Source organism: Arcobacter sp. s6, from assembly GCF_040884245.1.
Lineage (GTDB): Bacteria > Campylobacterota > Campylobacteria > Campylobacterales > Arcobacteraceae > Aliarcobacter.
Genome location: NZ_JBEVTN010000015.1, coordinates 16,410 through 34,594, shown reverse-complemented (window position 1 = coordinate 34,594; position 18,185 = coordinate 16,410). Strand labels below are relative to the sequence as shown.

The 18,185-nt window shown below is 27.8% G+C and carries 18 protein-coding genes and 3 tRNA genes; 15 read left to right on the top strand and 6 right to left on the bottom strand.

Annotated features, from left to right (window positions below; genetic code table 11):
* Positions 1 to 5 precede the first annotated feature (5 nt).
* A complete protein-coding gene (locus ABVS04_RS10410; protein ID WP_368030669.1) occupies positions 6 to 1,232 on the top strand; it encodes an O-antigen ligase family protein in 1,227 nt (408 codons plus the stop codon).
* Between the two features lie 375 nt (positions 1,233 to 1,607).
* Here the strand turns inward: ABVS04_RS10410 and ABVS04_RS10405 are convergent, their stop codons facing one another.
* From ABVS04_RS10405 to gmhB, 5 genes are read right to left on the bottom strand one after another with little or no spacing between them, the layout of a single operon-like run.
* Positions 1,608 to 1,970 (bottom strand): glycosyltransferase family 9 protein, encoded by a 363-nt coding sequence (locus tag ABVS04_RS10405; protein WP_368030667.1) that lies wholly within the window; start codon positions 1,968 to 1,970, stop codon positions 1,608 to 1,610.
* Between the two features lie 5 nt (positions 1,971 to 1,975).
* On the bottom strand, positions 1,976 to 2,542 hold the full coding sequence (gene gmhA, locus ABVS04_RS10400) for a D-sedoheptulose 7-phosphate isomerase (RefSeq protein ID WP_368030665.1): 567 nt from the start codon (positions 2,540 to 2,542) through the stop codon (positions 1,976 to 1,978).
* Positions 2,526 to 3,962, bottom strand: coding sequence for a D-glycero-beta-D-manno-heptose-7-phosphate kinase (gene rfaE1 / locus ABVS04_RS10395; RefSeq protein ID WP_368030664.1), 1,437 nt, complete (start codon positions 3,960 to 3,962; stop codon positions 2,526 to 2,528). Before rfaE1 ends, gmhA begins: the two co-directional genes overlap by 17 nt.
* Positions 3,962 to 4,969, bottom strand: coding sequence for an ADP-glyceromanno-heptose 6-epimerase (rfaD, locus tag ABVS04_RS10390; RefSeq protein WP_368030663.1), 1,008 nt, complete (start codon positions 4,967 to 4,969; stop codon positions 3,962 to 3,964). Before rfaD ends, rfaE1 begins: the two co-directional genes overlap by 1 nt.
* An 8-nt stretch (positions 4,970 to 4,977) precedes the next feature.
* On the bottom strand, positions 4,978 to 5,490 hold the full coding sequence (gene gmhB, locus ABVS04_RS10385) for a D-glycero-beta-D-manno-heptose 1,7-bisphosphate 7-phosphatase (RefSeq protein ID WP_368030737.1): 513 nt from the start codon (positions 5,488 to 5,490) through the stop codon (positions 4,978 to 4,980).
* Between the two features lie 108 nt (positions 5,491 to 5,598).
* Between gmhB and ABVS04_RS10380 the strand changes: the two genes are divergently transcribed.
* The 13 genes from ABVS04_RS10380 (at position 5,599) to ABVS04_RS10320 (ending at position 16,096) form a co-directional block, all read left to right on the top strand.
* Positions 5,599 to 6,471 (top strand): glycosyltransferase, encoded by an 873-nt coding sequence (locus ABVS04_RS10380; protein WP_368030662.1) that lies wholly within the window; start codon positions 5,599 to 5,601, stop codon positions 6,469 to 6,471.
* Positions 6,472 to 6,532: 61 nt separating this feature from the next.
* Positions 6,533 to 6,721 carry a 50S ribosomal protein L28 gene (rpmB, locus tag ABVS04_RS10375; protein ID WP_128360241.1) on the top strand — a complete coding sequence of 63 codons (189 nt, stop codon included), beginning with the start codon at positions 6,533 to 6,535 and terminating at the stop codon, positions 6,719 to 6,721.
* Positions 6,722 to 6,744: 23 nt separating this feature from the next.
* Positions 6,745 to 7,872: a TrkA family potassium uptake protein gene (locus tag ABVS04_RS10370; RefSeq protein WP_368030661.1), complete on the top strand. Its 1,128-nt coding sequence runs from the start codon at positions 6,745 to 6,747 to the stop codon at positions 7,870 to 7,872.
* 2 nt (positions 7,873 to 7,874) lie between these two features.
* Complete coding sequence (gene argJ / locus ABVS04_RS10365) at positions 7,875 to 9,065, top strand: bifunctional glutamate N-acetyltransferase/amino-acid acetyltransferase ArgJ (RefSeq protein ID WP_368030660.1); 1,191 nt, start codon at positions 7,875 to 7,877, stop codon at positions 9,063 to 9,065.
* A gap of 151 nt (positions 9,066 to 9,216) precedes the next feature.
* A complete protein-coding gene (locus tag ABVS04_RS10360) occupies positions 9,217 to 9,432 on the top strand; it encodes a YdcH family protein (protein WP_368030659.1) in 216 nt (71 codons plus the stop codon).
* Between the two features lie 138 nt (positions 9,433 to 9,570).
* Positions 9,571 to 12,162 carry a DNA gyrase subunit A gene (gene gyrA / locus ABVS04_RS10355; protein ID WP_368030657.1) on the top strand — a complete coding sequence of 864 codons (2,592 nt, stop codon included), beginning with the start codon at positions 9,571 to 9,573 and terminating at the stop codon, positions 12,160 to 12,162.
* Positions 12,163 to 12,166: 4 nt separating this feature from the next.
* The gene (locus ABVS04_RS10350) at positions 12,167 to 13,204 is read left to right on the top strand and encodes an aspartate-semialdehyde dehydrogenase (protein WP_368030655.1); all 1,038 of its coding nucleotides are present in this window, start codon (positions 12,167 to 12,169) and stop codon (positions 13,202 to 13,204) included.
* Positions 13,205 to 13,717: a YqhA family protein gene (locus ABVS04_RS10345; protein WP_368030654.1), complete on the top strand. Its 513-nt coding sequence runs from the start codon at positions 13,205 to 13,207 to the stop codon at positions 13,715 to 13,717.
* A gap of 14 nt (positions 13,718 to 13,731) precedes the next feature.
* Positions 13,732 to 14,763: a uroporphyrinogen decarboxylase gene (gene hemE, locus ABVS04_RS10340; protein WP_368030652.1), complete on the top strand. Its 1,032-nt coding sequence runs from the start codon at positions 13,732 to 13,734 to the stop codon at positions 14,761 to 14,763.
* A gap of 51 nt (positions 14,764 to 14,814) precedes the next feature.
* Positions 14,815 to 15,738, top strand: coding sequence for a radical SAM protein (locus ABVS04_RS10335; protein WP_368030651.1), 924 nt, complete (start codon positions 14,815 to 14,817; stop codon positions 15,736 to 15,738).
* A gap of 70 nt (positions 15,739 to 15,808) precedes the next feature.
* Positions 15,809 to 15,883 (top strand) — tRNA-Asn (locus ABVS04_RS10330).
* A gap of 30 nt (positions 15,884 to 15,913) precedes the next feature.
* A tRNA-Asn gene (locus ABVS04_RS10325) sits at positions 15,914 to 15,988 on the top strand.
* Between the two features lie 33 nt (positions 15,989 to 16,021).
* Positions 16,022 to 16,096 (top strand) — tRNA-Asn (locus ABVS04_RS10320).
* 62 nt (positions 16,097 to 16,158) lie between these two features.
* On the opposite strand, the gene ABVS04_RS10315 is transcribed toward ABVS04_RS10320, so the two are convergent.
* Complete coding sequence (locus tag ABVS04_RS10315; RefSeq protein ID WP_368030650.1) at positions 16,159 to 17,019, bottom strand: AraC family transcriptional regulator N-terminal domain-containing protein; 861 nt, start codon at positions 17,017 to 17,019, stop codon at positions 16,159 to 16,161.
* Between the two features lie 154 nt (positions 17,020 to 17,173).
* On the opposite strand from ABVS04_RS10315, the gene ABVS04_RS10310 reads away from it, so the two are divergent.
* Positions 17,174 to 17,914 (top strand): SDR family NAD(P)-dependent oxidoreductase, encoded by a 741-nt coding sequence (locus tag ABVS04_RS10310; RefSeq protein WP_368030648.1) that lies wholly within the window; start codon positions 17,174 to 17,176, stop codon positions 17,912 to 17,914.
* Positions 17,915 to 18,185 lie beyond the last annotated feature (271 nt).

The following is an 18,185-nucleotide window of genomic DNA, read 5'->3' as shown; positions in this document are numbered from 1 at the left end:
AGTAGATGATAAAAGAAGATAGTTTTATAAAGAATATTAATGTTGAAGTAGTAGTTTCCATATTATTTCCATTTTTAATACTTTTTACATATATTGGTAGAGGTATCTACAATAGCACATTATTTATTATTTTATGTTCCATTCTTTATTTAATTTATAGAAATAAAGAATTAAAAGTATTTAAAGATGGATTCTTTAAAACTTTTATAATATTTACTGCTTTTGTAGCTATTACAGTACCTTTTTCTACAAATGTAGGATTATCTATTAGTAAATATGGATCATTTTTCTTTTCTTCTATTTCTGTTTTAATCTCTGGATTATATTTATACTCTTATTCAATAAATAAACAAAAGAATCTTATTTTTGCTCTATATATTTTATTCTTTTCCTCAATTTGCATGGAAATAATAACAATAATAAGTATATATTTTGATGTTAATGCTTTAGCTTATATAAAAACATTGGGTGAAGTTAAGGCAAAAGTTGCTAATGGTTTTCATCTTATTGAAATATTTACTTCGGCAATTATTCCTTTAAGTATTTTTTTATATTATTTAAAACCATCAAAATTAAAACTTATGTTTATAATAATTTCTTTTATTGGTATTTTAGCATCAACTTCAAGAACTGCTATGTTAGCTACTATAGTATCTTTAAGTTTGTTTCTTTTGATAAAAAATAAAGGTAATATATTTAATAAAGAATTTCTTTTTTTTATAGTATCTCTTTTTATTGCATCATTTTTAGCTTTTGAAATTTCTCCTCAAATACAAGAACGTGTAAAAAGTTTTCAATCAACATTTTCTTCTAAGGGAGATAGAATGTCTGGTAGATTTACTGTTTACGAAGAGAGTTTTGATAGATTTAAAACAGCAATTTTAACAGGTCATGGAATTAAAAGTAGTACAGATAATTACATAATTATTAAGCATAAAGATTCAAATGAAGAAGTTAAACATTCTCATAATATATGGTTAGAATTACTTCTTGATTCAGGTTTGATTGGAGCATTTTCTTTTTTAATATTTATATCATATTTGATTAAATTCTTTTATATAAAAACAAGAAATATTAGTTCTATCCATAAAGCAACAATATTTGCAACTTTATGTTCGATTTTTTTATCTTCATTATCTTCTTGGTCAATTTGGAGTGGGAATCATATTGGGCCTATATTAGCAATTATATTGATTGTTTCTAATATTGATAAAATAAAACTAAAAAATTAAATAGAATTTTATATTATAAAGGAATTGTATTTATGAATGATAACCTAATTACAATAGGTGTTGCCATATGTAACCATAAAAAAAATATTTTAAAATGTTTAGAGTCAATAGTAAAATAAACTTATAAAAATATTAAATTTGTAGTAATTGATGAGGCTTTTCTCATAATTTTTTGAAGTTTCAAAAGATTATTTAGATAATCAAAATTATAATAAAAACTATAAAATAATTAGAATATGATTTGTCTACACCAAATAAGACATAAAAAAATACTGATGATAAAAAGTTGAAGAAATTTGTTATTCTTAAAATATATAGAAAATCTTAAGGCTGTTTAAAAATCTGTGTCCTTTGGTATTTTGTTTTACTTGTTTGTTACAGATTTTTGAACAATCTTTGCGCTCCTAATTTAATTTTTGCATTTACAAAATAGCTAAGTGCTGCAGTTTCACCAAAATTCTGAAAATTAATACACATATCAAATCTTTTTCTTATATTTTTAAATAAATAATAGACCTCTTTTAAAGAAGCTATAATTCTTTTTTCTTTAAAGCATTTTCTATTTAAAGGGATAATATTGTTAATTAAACCATTAGTCAAATGAATAATATCTTTATTAGCAGAGTCAGTAAGTAGTGTTATATTTGATGTATTATATTTAATTTTAACTTTTTCTAATGTTTGTAATAGCATTACAATATCTCCCAAACCACTATATCTAATTATAAGTATTTTCATATGTTTTAGCTTAATTCATTATCTACGATCTGACAAATAGTATGCCCAAATAATATATGCATTTCTTGTATTCTTGGAGTATCATTTGATGGAACAATTAGATTTATATCACAAACTTCATTCATCGCTCCTCCATCTCTTCCACTTAATCCTAAGGTTTTACAACCTAACTCACGTCCAAGTTTTAAAGCTGAAACAATATTTTTACTATTTCCACTAGTGCTAATACCAATTATTAAATCACCTTTATTTGCAAGTGCATCTACTTGTCTATCAAAAACTCTATCATATCCGTAGTCATTTCCAATAGCTGTTAAAGCACTGGTATCCGTTGTAAGTGCAATTCCTGGTAATCCTCTTCTTTCAGTTTTGTATCTTCCTGTTAGTTCTGCTGCAATATGCTGTGCATCTGCTGCGCTTCCACCATTTCCACATAAAAGAATTTTATTGCCATTTTTTAGTGTCTCAACTACTAATAAAGAAGCAAGTTCTAGTTTTTCTTGCATAGTTTCAATCGTTAGATTTATAACTTCTAAGTGAGATAAAAATTCATTTTTAATTGTTTGTTTCATTATTTTGAATCCTTTGGATTATTTTAGTTGTGCTTTTTCCATCAACAAATTTAACAAGCCTTAATTCTTGAGCAATATCTTGACCAACAACATCTTTACCTTCGTAATCACCACCTTTTACTAAAATATGTGGCTGAATTAATTTTATTAATTCATAAGGAGTTTCTTCTTCAAAAATTACTACATAATCAACAGATTCTAAAGAGGCTAAAATATATGCTCTATCATCTTGATTATTAATAGGTCTTGTTGGACCTTTTAGTTTTTTTACAGAAGTATCGGCATTTAATCCTAAAATTAAAATATCTCCATAACTTTTAGCCTCTTCAAGATATTTAACATGACCAGCGTGTAAAATGTCAAAACATCCATTTGTAAATATAATCTTTTTCCCTTTATCTCGAAGTTTTTTAGCTAAAACTTTGATCTCTTCAAAAGATTTTATATGAGAAGAAGAGTTTGATTTATTTAAGCTTGATTCATATTCATATATTTCATCAAGTGAAGCAGTTGCACTTCCAATTTTTCCTACAACAACTCCAGCTGCTAGATTTGCAAATTGTATTGCATCATCTATTTTCATATGGTTTGCAATAGCAAAAGCAATAGAGGCAATTACAGTGTCACCAGCTCCTGTTACATCATAAACTTCTCTGGCAACCGTTGGTTTGATTCTTAGATTATCATCAAAAATTGCAATTCCACTTTCGCTTAGAGTAATAAGTGAAACTTCTAAATTACAAAATTCTTTTAGTTTTTTGATTGCCTTTTCTAAACTTTCATTATCTTTTATATCAATATCAGTTGCTTCTATTGCTTCTTTTTTATTTGGAGTAAGTGTATATGCACCTTTGTATTTACTATAATCTTTACCTTTTGGATCAACAAAAACTTTTACTTTATTTTTATTTGAAATAGAAATAATCTCTTGTGTTAATTTTGTTGTTAAGACACCTTTCCCATAATCTGAAAGTATAATGACATCATAATTCAAAATATTTGCACTTAATTTACTAATTATCTCTTTTTCACTAGAATTCAAAATATCTTCAATAGTTTCATTATCATATCTTAAAACTTGTTGTTGAGAAGCTATCAAACGGCTTTTTTTAGACGTTTTTCTATTTTTCTCAATGATTAGCATATCTGATTGAACTTTGATATCTTCTAATAAAGCTTTAAGTTCATTTGCAACATAGTCATCACCTAGGACACTTATTACATCAACTCTAGAACCAAGTGCACAAAGATTATTGATTACATTTCCCGCTCCACCTAGTACAGAACTTTCTTTTTGTACATTCACTATTTGAACAGGAGCTTCAGGTGAAATTCTTTCACATTTTCCCCATAAGTAATGATCAATCATTAAATCACCAATAACTAATATTCTAGGACTTTTATTTTTAAAAATAATCATTATTTTACTTCTTCATTGTATAATCTTTTTATTTCAGGAAGATAAGCTTTTATTCCATCTTCCATCTCATGTCTTGGTTCATATCCTAAATTTTCTTTTGTAGATTCAATATTTGCTTGTGTGAAAAATTGGTAAGATCCAACAAATGGATTTGGAATATATTCTTTACCATTATTGATTTCTAATTCTTTTTGTAAAATATTTACAATATCTTCGAAACTTCTAGCTTTTCCTGTTCCTACATTATAAACACCTGATTTTTTAGGATTACATGCTTTTATATTTGCTTGTATAACATCTTCGATATAGATAAAGTCTCTTAATATCTTATCACTTCCTTCAAATAATTTTGGAGTCAAACCTTTTAAAAGTTGATGTCCAAATTGAACAATCATTGAGGCTGTTTTATTTTTGTAAAACTCTTTTGGACCATAAACATTAAAGTATTTTAATCCAACAATTGAAATATCTAAATCTTGTTTTAAATACTCATAAGTTATATTATCCATCATTACTTTTGAAAAACCATATGCGTTATTTGGTTGCTCATATCCAATTTCAAATTTATTACTATCTCCATAAGTTGCAGCACTACTTGCATAAATCATATTTGCTTTATGATTAATAGCAATTTTTAATAAATCTTCATATGCATTAACATTTGTTCTTATCATTAAATCTTGCTCACTAACAGTAGTATCTGAAATTGCAGCTTGATGAAAGATATAATCAAACTTATAGTTTAATTCTAAGTTTTTTAATAGCTTTTTGTCAGTAATATCTCCACTTATTACAACTCCTTTAAAGCCCAATAAGTTTTTAAAATGACCAAAACTCTTTAAATTTCCATTTGAAAAAGTTTCACTATTTCTAAAACAATCAAGAACTACAACTTTAGCCATTGGAAAATTGTTTTGGAAATAAAATGCTAAATTAGAACCAATAAAGCCAGCTCCACCTGTTATTAAAATAGTTTTATTATTAAAATCTATATCGTTGTAAGTCATTATTAACCTTATTTTTTAATTATATTTATTGTATCAAATAAGCTATTAGCAGTAAATGAAGCAATTTTTTCATCTTTTTTTTCGTTGTATGAACTTTTTATTAAGATGTTATTTTTTATATTTGCTTTAAGAGCAGTTTGAATATCAGAAATTTTATCTCCAATTAGCCAAGATTTATTTAGATCAATATCAAAATCATTGCAAGCTTGAGTAATCATTCCAATTTCTGGTTTTCTGCAGTTACAATTTTCATTAGGTGAATGAGGACAATAATATACTTTTAAAATATTTATTCCATTATTTTTAAACTCTTCACTCATCCATTTTGTAAGATTTAAAAAATCATTTTCACTAAAATATTTTCTTCCTATTCCTGATTGATTAGTAATTACAATTATTTCATATCCAAGTTTAGTAAAGTGATTGCAAGCTTGAAAAACACCATTAATGAATTCAAATTTTGAGATATCACTTACATAACCATGGTCATGGTTTATTACACCATCTCTATCAAGAAATATAATTTTTTTTTGTAAGCTTAAAATAATAGATCCTTTTACCTATAAATCTTTAAATAATATCATAAAGCACTTTTAAGTATAATAATGAAAATTAAGATTAAGAGAAATATGAATCAGAAAATAAAAATATCATACAAAACAAACAACATTCTAATTGATAAAATTTCAATGCAGGATAATATTGAAATTCTTAAAGATACAAATTTTATAATGAAACTTTTTTCTAAGAAAAAGTATGCGGATGTATATTTTCATAGTGGTAATTTGGATGAGAATTCAATTGAAAATATTTTAAATGCAAAAATGACAATTGTAAATTGCTTTGCGTTAATGAACGAAGTTATAGCAAAAACTAAAATTTCCCATGAAAAAATAAAAGTAATTTACCCAAGTGTTGATATTGAATATAAAAAAAATAAAGATGTTAAACATAAACTTTGTGAAGAATTAGAAATTGATGTTAAAAATAAGATTATTTTATTTACAGCAAAAAACTTTAAAACTTCAGGTGTGAAAGAGTTTCTGGAAATTTGTTCTTCAATTTCTTATGAAGATTTTAAAGCTATAGTTGCAGGAGACAAACAGCAAATAAGAGCATTGCAATTTCAAATACCAAAATATCAAAAACTTCAAGATAAGATAATTTTACTTGAAGATTATAAAAATATGAATGATTTATTTTTGGCTTCAGATATATTTATTTTACCAACATACAACAAAACATTTGCAGCAAATATTATAAAAGCAATGTATTGTAGATGTGCAGTATTTGTAAGCATTGATAATGACGCAAAAGAGATTGTTGATGTATTTGCTTCTATGGATTCTCCTACAGATGCTAGTATGAGCTTCAAATTAGATGCTATTTTAAAAGGAAAAGATGATCTTAAATTAATAAAAAAAGAGAATAGAAAACTAGCATCTGAGTTTAGCTTAGAAAATAATTTAACGAAATTTAATACAATAATGGACAATATTTAAATTTAACTTAAGAAAATTAAGGTAGAATACGCAAATATTTTTCACTATAGAAGGAAGACAAATGTCAAGAAGATGTGCAATTTCAGGAAAAGGACCTATGTCTGGAAACAACGTAAGTCATGCAAAAAATAGAACTAAAAGAAGATTTTTGCCAAATATTAGAACAGTTAGAGTTACATTAGAAGATGGAACTACAACTAAATTAAAAGTTTCTGCAAAAGAGTTAAGAACTCTTAAAAAACACTCATAAGAAGGCGCTAGAAAAGTGCTTTCATGAGCATCTTTACTAGGCTAAAGAGGGCCATCGGCTGGGAAATAAGAACAGTCAAACCTCAATACGATTTAAATCCACTAATATACTCGCAACTTAAACCTTTAAGGTTACCCTTAATATTAATTCAGTTGGTTATGATGATAGGAACTTTAGGATATGTTTATCTTGAAGACTACACCATAATGCATGCAATCTTTCAATCTGCATATACATTTACTAACACAGGATTTGGGGCATTAAATGAATCAAATTTTAAAAATGAAACAATAGTATTTACTGTATGGTTGATGTTAGCAGGGTTTGCAAGTTTAATTTTTGCAGTTGGTATTGTAATTGATGTTATTTCAAATGGACCTTTGCGTGAATTACTAAAGGAAAGAAAAATGCTTTATAAAATAGCAAGACTAAGAAGACATTTTGTAATTTTTTATCATAATGAATATACAGCACAATTAGCTAAACAATTCAGAGAAAATCATATTCCATTTGTTGTTGTTGATCCAAGTGATGATATAGAAGCAATTGCAAAAGAGAATAACTATCCTTATTATGTGAGAGATGAGCCATATAAAGAAACAGCTTTTTTGAAATCTCATTTATCTTCTGCAAAAGGTGCCATATCTTTATCAAAAAATATTTCAGATAATATTACTTTAATTGCGTCTGTAAGACTTTATGAAAAAGAGTTAGGAAGAAGTCCTTTTTTAATTATTTCAAATGCAGAAACACAAAATGAAAAAATTAGACTTATGAAACTTGGGGCTGATAAGGTTGTTGCAACTCCATCCCTTATGGCAAAAAGAGTAAGTGCAATGGCTATAAGACCTGATATGGAAAATGTTCTAGATGAATTTTTATATAAAAGAGATACTCCTATTGATATGGAAGAAGTATTTGTTAGTGAGCATTCATGGACAGTTAATAGAGAAATAAAAGATTTACATTTAAGAGATAGACTAAAAGTATCTATTATTGGGATTACAGAAGAAAAAGGCAAGTTTATTCAAATGCCAAAGGGATCAATGTCAATAAATGCAAATTGTAAATTATTGTTAGTAGGATCTCAAAAAGGTATTGCAAGAGCTAAAAAAATTATAAATTTAACTACACAACCAGAGGATATATAAAAATGTTTACTATTTTACCAATTAAGGGTTATTTTGATCAAATAGATGGATTTTATTGTGATGGAATTCATGCTGGGCTTAAACCAAATGGAAATAATGATTTAGGATTTATTTATAGTGATAAACCTTGTACTGTTGCAGCTATATTTACAGAAAATAGATTCCAAGCAGCTCCTTTAAAGCATTTTTTACAATACGAAGAAGGTTTTAAAACAAATTTTGTTTTAATCAATTCTAAAAATGCAAATGCATTAACAGGAAGAAAAGGTATCTCTGATATTGATACTTTATTTTCGAAACTTGATTTTGGCTCTTTAAAATTGGTAAATCCAATAATGAGTTCAACGGGCGTAATTGGAAATAGATTACCTATGGAAAAATTAGTTGCAGGTGCAAAAAGATTTAACTTAAGTGCAAAAAGTGGTGAGAACCTAAGCAAAGCTATTATGACAACTGATGCTTATGCTAAATCTTGTATGTATGAAGTAAAACTTGAAGATGGAAGCTCATTTAAAATAGGTGCTGTTGCAAAAGGTGCTGGAATGATAAATCCAAATCTAGCAACTATGCTTTGTTTTATTTGTACAGATGCAGCTGCTCCTTATGGTGATATTATGGAAGCTTTAAAAACAAATAGTGAAACAACTTTTAATGCAATTTCAGTTGATGGTGATACTTCAACAAATGATACGGTAATGGTGTTATCAAATGGAAATTCAAATGCATATGATAAAGAAGCTTTTGCTGAAGTTCTAAGATTAGTAATGTATGATATGGCTATGTTAATGGTAGCTGATGGTGAAGGTGCTAAGAAAGTAGCTGCATTTGAAGTAATAAATGCAGTTTCAAATGAACAAGCTATGATTGCAGCAAAAGCATTATCAAACTCATTATTAGTAAAAACTGCACTTTTTGGTGAAGATCCAAACTTTGGAAGAATAGCTTCAACTATTGGTGCTTCAAGAATTGATTGTGATGATGAAAAATTAGTTATTTCTTATAATGATGTGGTTGTATTTAATAAAGGTGAAATTTGTTTTGATGCCGATACTGAAGCACAAGCAGGTGAGGTACTTAAAAAAGCTCAATATAAAATTGTTTGTGATATTGGTTTAGGCGATGGTAAATTTACAGCATACGGTTGTGACTTAGGTTATGAGTATGTGAAAATAAATGCTGACTACAGAAGTTAAATTAGATTTTTATAAAGTGAGTAAGCTCACTTTATGTACATACGAAGATGTGAAAATAAACGCAGATTTTAGAAGTTAATTTAGAGTTTACAAAATATTAAGTAGATAAAGAGTAAAATTATTTAGTTAAATTAAATTAATAGGATGTAAAATGTTTCACGAATATAGAGATCTAATCACAGAATTAAAACAAAAAGATGGGCATTTCCATAAACTTTTTGAAGAGCATAATGCTTTAGATGATGCAATTACAAAACTTGAGAAATCGCATGCTGATCAGTTTGAAATTGAATCTAAGAAAAAAGAAAAGTTAAAATTAAAAGATGAGATTTATTCAATATTGGTTAACCATAAGAACGAAAATTAATTTTCAAAGAAAAATTATAAAAAGGGATGAAAGTTTTGACTTTTATCCCTTTTTTTTTATTAAAAAAATCTATTACAACTTATACTAAGTCCTTTTTGGATAAAATAATACAATTTTATATTACAAAGGCCTTTTTTTATGGAAAACCTTTTCGAAAATCAAGATATTATAGACATAAATATTGAAGACTCAGTTAAAGCTTCATATTTAGATTACTCTATGAGTGTTATTATTGGTCGTGCATTACCTGATGCAAAAGATGGTTTAAAGCCTGTGCATAGAAGGATTTTATTTGCAATGCATGATTTGAATATTACTTCAAAATCAGCATACAAAAAATCAGCAAGAATTGTTGGAGATGTTATTGGTAAGTATCATCCACATGGTGATATTTCTGTTTATGATGCTTTAGTTAGAATGGCGCAAACTTTCTCAATGAGAGCGCCTTTAGTTGATGGTCAAGGAAACTTTGGATCTATTGATGGTGATAGTGCTGCTGCTATGAGATATACAGAAGCTAGAATGACTAAAATAGCAGAAGAAGTATTAAGAGATTTAGATAAAGATACTGTTAATTTTACTCCTAACTATGATGATACAATGAAAGAACCGTCGGTTCTTCCTACTCGAGTTCCTACTCTTTTATTAAATGGTAGTGAAGGAATCGCAGTTGGAATGGCAACTAAAATTCCTCCTCATAATATTACTGAGTTATTAAATGCAGTTTTATATACAGTTGATAATCCGGATGTTACAGCGGATGAATTAATGCAGTTTATTCAAGGACCAGATTTCCCAACAGGTGGAACAATTTTTGGTAGACGAGGAATAATAGATGCTTATAATACAGGTCGAGGACGTGTAAGAATTAGAGCTAAACATCATATTGAGACAAGAGGGAAAAAAGAGATTATTGTTCTTGATGAACTGCCATACCAAGTAAATAAATCAAGATTAATAGAACTTATTGCAAACCTTGCTAAAGATAAACAAATTGATGGTATTTCAGAAGTTAGAGATGAATCTGATAGAGAAGGTATTAGAGTTGTAATTGAACTTAAAAAAGATGCTATGAGTGAGATTGTTTTAAATAATTTATACAAATCAACTCCTATGGAAACAACGTTTGGTATTATTTTATTAGCTGTTCATAATAAAGAACCAAAAGTATTTAATTTACCTCAGTTATTAAATATTTTCTTATCTCATAGAAAAACTGTAATTATCAGAAGAACTATCTTTGATTTAGAAAAAGCAAAAGCAAGAGCACATATTTTAGAGGGTTTAAAAATTGCCTTAGATAATATTGATGAAGTAGTTAAAATAATCAGAGCAAGTGCTAATGATGCCGAAGCTAAAGATAATTTACAAAATAGATTTGGATTAAGTCCAATTCAATCTCAAGCTATTTTAGATATGAGATTAGGAAGATTAACAGGTCTTCAAAGAGATAAATTAGAAGCTGAATATGCAGAATTGATGATATTAATTGCAGAATTAGAATCAATTTTAAAATCTGAAGATAAATTAAATGAAATTATCAAAGAAGAATTAACAGAAATTCAAGAAAGGTTCGCAAGTGATAGAAGAACTGAGATTGAAGATTCTTACGATGAAATTGATATTGAAGATTTAATTCCAAATGAGCCAATGGTAGTTACTATCACTCATAATGGTTATGTAAAAAGAGTTCCTATTAAATCTTATGAAAAACAAAGACGTGGAGGAAAAGGTAAAGTTGCTGTTACTACGCACGATGATGACTTCATTGAGAAATTCTTCGTAAGTAATACTCATGATACATTGATGTTTGTTACAAATATGGGTCAATTATATTGGTTAAAAGTATATAAAATTCCAGAAGGAAGTAGAACAGCAAAAGGTAAAGCAGTTGTTAACTTAATTAACTTAAGACCTGATGAAAAAATTATGGAAATTATTCCAACACCAGATTTCGATGAATCAAAATCATTAGTATTCTTCACAAGAAATGGTGTAATTAAAAGAACTTCATTAAGTGAATTCTCAAATATTAGATCAAATGGTGTAAGAGCGATTGTTCTTGATGATTTAGATGAAATCGTAACTGCAAAAATTGCGGATGTTGAAACTCAATATTTGATGATTTTTACAAGTATGGGACAATGTATTAGATTTGAAATCGAAAAAACAAGAGATCAAGGAAGAAGTACTAGAGGTGTTAGAGGTATTAAATTCAAACATGATATAGACTTTGTAGTTGATGCTGATGTTGTAAGTAACGAAGAGCAAGAGCTATTAACAGTATCTGAAAAAGGTATTGGAAAAAGAACAACTGTAAGTGAATATAGACTTACAAATAGAGCAGGTTCTGGAGTTATATCAATGAAATTATCACCAAAAACAGGTAATGTTGTAGGTGAAGTTTTAGTTGATGATACACAAGATTTAATGTTATTAACTTCTATTGGAAAGATGATTAGAGTTGATATGCAAGCAATTAGAAAAGCAGGTAGAAATACAGCCGGTGTAATTATTGTAAATGTAGATAAAAATGATAAAGTTGTATCAATTGCAAAATGTCCAAAAGAAGATGAAGAAATTGAATTAGATGAAAATGGAAATATCATAAGATATACAGAAGATGGAGAAATTTTAGAATCACTAACAATTGATCCTGAAACAAATAAAGCATCAAATTTATTAGATATTATAGATGAAAATAATTTAGATAAAAAAGAGGAAGAATAGAAAGATGAGAAAGTTTAATGTTGCAGTTGTTGGAGCTACTGGTGCAGTTGGTGAAGAGTTATTTAGAGTTTTAGAAGAATATAACTTTCCTATTAATAAATTAATACCATTAGCAAGTTCAAGAAGTGCTGGTTCAAAAATTGAATTTATGAACAAAGAGATTACAGTTTTAGAATTAACTGAAACTTGTTTTGAAGAAAATGATGTAGAAATAGCATTTTTTAGTGCAGGGGGAAGTGTTTCTGAACAATTTGCAAAATTTGCAGTTGAAGCTGGAGCTGTTGTAATTGATAATACTAGTCATTTTAGAATGGATCCAAAAGTTCCTTTAGTTGTGCCTGAAGTTAATCCAGAAGATATAAGATCATGGAGAGAAACAGGGATTATTGCAAATCCAAATTGTTCAACAATTCAAATGGTGTTATCTTTAAAACCATTAGATGAATTATATGGAATCAAAAGAGTTGATGTTTCAACTTACCAAGCAGTTTCGGGTGCTGGTAAAAAAGGTATGGAAGAGCTTGTAAAACAAATGCAAGCATTTTTTGCATTTAAGTTAGATGAAGCAGATATTAAAGCATTCCCTCATCAAATTGCATTAAATGTAATTCCACAAATTGATGTTGCAACTGATAGTGGCTTTACTAAAGAAGAAATGAAAATGGTAAAAGAAACTCAAAAAATCATGCATAAAGAGATGCAAATTGCAGCAACTTGTGTAAGAGTTCCAGTTTTAAGATCTCATAGTGAATCAATTACAGTAACATTCAATGAAAATGTAGATGTTGATGTTGAAAAAGTGAGAGAAGTATTAAATAACTTTGAAAATGTAGAAGTTATTGATGACTTAAAGAATAATAAATATCCAATGCCAATTATTTCAACTGATACAGATATTACTTACGTTGGAAGAATTAGAAAAGATATTTATGCTGCAAATGTGGTTCATTATTTTAATGTAGCAGATCAAGTAAGAGTTGGAGCTGCAACAAATGCAGTTAGAATTGGTCTTAAATGGATCGCTTTAGAAAACGAAATCTAAATGTTAGAAAAATTCTTTGAAAGTACTATGTGGAAAGCAAGATTATTTGTTTTGCTTCCTGTTATTTTTGGACTAATTGGAGCTATAATACTTTTTATAGTGGCTTCAGTAGATATTTTTGAAGTTTTAGTTTATACATATGATGTATACTTTAAGGGCTTACATCCTGAAGATTTTCATGAACAAATTGTAAGTAAAATTATTGGTGCAGTTGATTTATATCTAATTGCAGTTGTTATGTTGATTTTTGCATTTGGTTTATATGAACTATTTATTTCAAAAATTGACGCAGCAGAAAATAGTAAATCAGGTAATAATATCTTAGCTATTCACTCTTTAGATCAATTAAAAGACAAAATTGCAAAAGTTATTGTAATGGTTTTAATTGTAAGTTTTTTTCAAAAGGTATTGCATACAAATTATGATGGAGCATTACAAATGCTTTATTTTGCATTATCAATTGGAATATTATCAGCAGGACTTTTCTTTTTAGGAAAAGTAGGAAAACATTAAAATAAAGGTAAAAAATGTCAAAAATATTTGTAGATGCATGTTTTAGAAAACCAACTCCATATACACCTGTATGGATGATGAGACAAGCAGGAAGATATCTTCCTGAGTATATGAAAGTTAGAGCTCAAGCAGGAAACTTTTTAAATCTTTGTCACAATCCAAAACTAGCTGCTGAAGTTACAATTCAGCCTTTAGATATAGTTGGTGTTGATGCTGCTATTTTATTTTCTGATATTTTAGTAATTCCGAATGAAATGGGAATGCATTTAGATTTTATCAAAGGTGAAGGTCCAATTTTCAAAGATCCAATTGTAACTGAAGCAGATGTTGATGGATTACTTGGTGGTGAAGCTGCTGCTGATAAACTAACTTATGTTTATGAAACGATAAAGTTATTAAAAGAACAATTACCTCAAGATAAAGCTCTTATCGGATTTACAGGAGCTCCTTGGACACTTGCAACTTATATGATTGAAGGACAAGGAACAAAAACATATAATATTTGTAAAAAAATGATGTATTCTAATCCTGAACTTTTACATAAAATTCTTAGAAAAGTAACTGAAGTTGTAAAGTTTTATATGGAGAAACAAATACAAGCAGGTGCTGACGTTGTTCAAATCTTTGATTCATGGGCTGCTGCAATAGAACCTGCTCGTTATGATGAGTTTTCATGGTCTTATATGGTTGAAATTGCAGAATATTTAAAAGAAAAATATCCTCATATTCCAGTTATTATGTTCCCAAAAGGAATTCCAGCATTTTTAGATAAAGTATATGGTAACTTCGATGTATTTGGTGTAGATTGGGGAACTCCAATGGCGCTTGCAAAAGAAAAACTTGGAAGTAAATATGTTCTTCAAGGAAATATGGAACCATGCAGATTATATTCAAAGGAGGCTACAACAATGTGTGTAGAGGCTTTACAAAATATAATGCAAGGAGAAGGTCATATCTTTAATTTAGGTCATGGAATCCTTCCTGATGTTCCTGTTGAAAATGCTATTCACTTTGTAAAAGAGTGTCAAAGAGTAAGTAAAAAATAATCTCATAAAAATTAAGTAGGTTTTCCTACTTAATCTATCGAAAGAAAAATCATGTCATATTCAAATTCTATTATTTTTGGACCAATTCCTTCACGAAGATTTGGTATATCTTTAGGTGTAGATTTATCTCCCTCTAAAAAACAATGTAATTTTGATTGTTTATATTGTGAACTTGAAGGTTCAAAAACAGTTGATAAAATGGATAGAAGTCCTAAAGTTACTGAAATAATAAATGCAATAAAAGATAGTTTTGATAAGCATCCAAAAATAGATGTTATTACATTAACTGCAAATGGTGAACCAACTTTATATCCAAATTTAGATGAGTTAGTAAATGAAATAAATGAAATAAAAGGTGAAACAAAAACCTTGATTTTATCAAATGGAAGTACTATTTATAAAAAAGAAATATTTAATACTCTTTTAAAAATTGATACAGTTAAACTATCATTAGATTGTGTAAGTGAAAAATGTTTTAAAAAATTAGATAGAGTAAACAAAAATGTTGAAATAGAAAAAATAATACCTGCAATGTGCGATTTCTCAAAAGAAACAAAAAATGATTTTGTATTAGAAATATTATTCGTAAAAGATTTAAATGATAAAGAAGATGAATTAATTTTATTATATGATGCAGTAAAGAAAATTAATCCTAGAAGAGTTGATATAGGTACAATCGATAGACCGCCTGCATATGAAGTAAAACCTGTTTCTTATGGGTTCTTAGAAAGTGTAGCAAATAGATTTGAAAGTATCAATACTAATATCATATATAAAAATAGACCAAAATCTATTCAATATTTTGATATGGATGAAATTAAATCTATGTTAAAAAGAAGACCTTTAACAAAAGAAGATATTGATAATATGTTTGATGAAAAATCAAAATTAAACTTAAATAATTTACTTAATAAGAATATAATTACTCTTGTCAATAGTAGCGGAGTTGATTTTTATAAGAATTTACAAAAATAGATTCTTTTGCTCTTGACAATAAGAGCATTTTTTACTATAATTCGGACCCATTAAAGTTGAAGTCATATAATCCGGCATAGCTCAGCGGTAGAGTAGATGACTGTTAATCATTTGGTCCCTGGTTCGAATCCAGGTGCCGGAGCCATTACTTCAATTTAATGTTAAATTTATAGATTCCGGCATAGCTCAGCGGTAGAGTAGATGACTGTTAATCATTTGGTCCCTGGTTCGAATCCAGGTGCCGGAGCCATTTATAAATTTAAAACACAAAACCTTTTCAAGTTCCGGCATAGCTCAGCGGTAGAGTAGATGACTGTTAATCATTTGGTCCCTGGTTCGAATCCAGGTGCCGGAGCCACTTCAAATAAAATCCCTAAATTAAATTTCATAATTCAAACAACAAATTTTATATACAAAATCTTACAACTTATTTTTTATACCTCTAGGAGAGTATGAGAATAATCTTTTAAATTCCCTACTAAATTGTGCTGAGTTTGTATATCCTGATTCAAAAGCTGCATTACTAGCATTATATCCAGATAATAGTAGGGAATGCGCATTATGAAGTCTTAGTTGTTTAATAAACTGCATTGGAGCTAAGGATGTAGCTTTTTTAAAATTTTTATGTAAAGTTGGTATACTCATACTTGCAAATTTTGCTATTTCCTCTATTGTAATATTATTTTTGAAATTCTGTTCTAAAAATTTTATAGTAGGTACCATTTCATGTACTTTTGTATGGTGTTGAACACTGTTTCTTAATATATGTCCATCTGAAGATTTTAAAATTTCATAAAAAATTTCTCTAATAAAAGATTTACTTAATACTTTTATATCCATAGGATTATTTACAGTATCTAGTAATCTTTCTAATGAATTTTCTATTGTTAGATTTATTGGTGAAGTTGTTATTATCAAATCAGTTTTTTTATGCAGTTGCCATTCTTTTAATTCATCAAAATTTCTTAAAAGTTCACTAATGATATTTGAATCAAGATAAATGATTACTCCTAAGCAAGGATTTTCAAAAGAGCTATCAATAAGTTCTGCAACTACAGGCATTTTTAATGTACTTATTAAATATGAGTCTTTATTGTAAATATATTTTTCTTCTCCTAAATATAGATTTTTACTTCCTTGTGCAAGAATACAAACAGATGCAGGTAAAACTGAGTTTATTTTTGAGTAAGGAGTTGAAATTTTAAACAACTCAACACCTTCAATTCCTATGTCATTTATACCTTCATTTATTGCAAGTTTATTTATCTTCTCTTTTAGCATATTAACTCCTTAAAATACAATTATATCAATAAAAGCTAATATTTATATATCAAATTATAAAGAATGATATTTTTGTGCAAATAATAAATACAAATGGTATATCCATAAGTTTTTCTATTTGTTAGAATTTAAGTATAAAAATAAAAGGAATTAAATGAGCAAAGTAGAAACTAATCCATTTGGATCACAAGGATGGATTCCTAATAAACTAGAATCTCAAAAGGGTAAAACTTTTTTAATTACAGGTGGTAATGCTGGAGTAGGCTTTGAAGCAACAAAGTTACTCGCATCTAAAGGTGCAAAAGTTATTATTTTATCTCGTAATGTAATAAAAGTAAAAGCAGCTATTCAAGAGATTAAACAAGTAAATATGGATGCCGATATTGAATTTATTCATTTAGATCTTGCCTCTTTAGAATCAATAAGAAATGCAGCACAAATTATTAATAATAGTGTAGAAAAAATTGATGCAATAATTTGTAATGCAGCAATTGCGCAAATTGCAAAACAAAAATTTACTCTTGATGGATTTGAAAGTCAACTTGGAGTTAATTATTATGGAAACTTTCTTTTATGTGGTTTATTATTTGATAAAATAGAGCAATCTAATGGAAAAATTGTATTAGTAAGTAGTTTAGCTTACAAAATGGGATATAAAAAGATTCAATTTGAAGATATGAATTTTGATAAAAATTATCATCCAAATAATGTTTATAGTCATAGTAAATTAGCACTTATGATGTTTTCTTATGAATTGCAAAGAAGAATAAAGAAACAAAATAAAAATGTGCAAGTTCACGTGTGTCATCCTGGATCATCAAAAACTACACTTATAAGAGAAGATGCAAATCTCATAACAAGAGTTATGTACAAACTTTTAACTCCATTTTGGTAATCGGCTGAAAAAGGCTCATGGCCAGAAGTTTTATGTGCAACAGAAAATAGCCTTGAAGCTGAAACATTTTATGGACCAACAAAACGAGCTGAAATGGTGGGGCCAATAGGTAAATCAACACTATTACCTTTTGTTTTAGATAGAAAAATTGCAGCAAAATTATGGAGTGTTTCTGAAGAAAAAGTAGACTTTAAGTGGCCTTTATAAAATGCTAAAGATCTAAGGATAAAAGAAGATGAATTTTGTAGCTAAGAAAGTATTTTTCAAGCTT

Coding starts and splice junctions, on each gene's coding strand:
- ABVS04_RS10335 (WP_368030651.1), top strand. CDS start 14,815: ATGTCATATTCAAATTCTATTATTTTTGGACCAATTCCTTCACGAAGA.
- rfaE1 (WP_368030664.1), bottom strand. CDS start 3,962: ATGATTATTTTTAAAAATAAAAGTCCTAGAATATTAGTTATTGGTGAT.
- hemE (WP_368030652.1), top strand. CDS start 13,732: ATGTCAAAAATATTTGTAGATGCATGTTTTAGAAAACCAACTCCATAT.
- rfaD (WP_368030663.1), bottom strand. CDS start 4,969: ATGACTTACAACGATATAGATTTTAATAATAAAACTATTTTAATAACA.
- ABVS04_RS10315 (WP_368030650.1), bottom strand. CDS start 17,019: ATGCTAAAAGAGAAGATAAATAAACTTGCAATAAATGAAGGTATAAAT.
- argJ (WP_368030660.1), top strand. CDS start 7,875: ATGTTTACTATTTTACCAATTAAGGGTTATTTTGATCAAATAGATGGA.
- ABVS04_RS10380 (WP_368030662.1), top strand. CDS start 5,599: ATGAATCAGAAAATAAAAATATCATACAAAACAAACAACATTCTAATT.
- ABVS04_RS10360 (WP_368030659.1), top strand. CDS start 9,217: ATGTTTCACGAATATAGAGATCTAATCACAGAATTAAAACAAAAAGAT.
- ABVS04_RS10310 (WP_368030648.1), top strand. CDS start 17,174: ATGAGCAAAGTAGAAACTAATCCATTTGGATCACAAGGATGGATTCCT.
- ABVS04_RS10370 (WP_368030661.1), top strand. CDS start 6,745: ATGAGCATCTTTACTAGGCTAAAGAGGGCCATCGGCTGGGAAATAAGA.
- ABVS04_RS10350 (WP_368030655.1), top strand. CDS start 12,167: ATGAGAAAGTTTAATGTTGCAGTTGTTGGAGCTACTGGTGCAGTTGGT.
- ABVS04_RS10410 (WP_368030669.1), top strand. CDS start 6: ATGATAAAAGAAGATAGTTTTATAAAGAATATTAATGTTGAAGTAGTA.
- ABVS04_RS10345 (WP_368030654.1), top strand. CDS start 13,205: ATGTTAGAAAAATTCTTTGAAAGTACTATGTGGAAAGCAAGATTATTT.
- gyrA (WP_368030657.1), top strand. CDS start 9,571: ATGGAAAACCTTTTCGAAAATCAAGATATTATAGACATAAATATTGAA.
- ABVS04_RS10405 (WP_368030667.1), bottom strand. CDS start 1,970: ATGAAAATACTTATAATTAGATATAGTGGTTTGGGAGATATTGTAATG.
- gmhA (WP_368030665.1), bottom strand. CDS start 2,542: ATGAAACAAACAATTAAAAATGAATTTTTATCTCACTTAGAAGTTATA.
- rpmB (WP_128360241.1), top strand. CDS start 6,533: ATGTCAAGAAGATGTGCAATTTCAGGAAAAGGACCTATGTCTGGAAAC.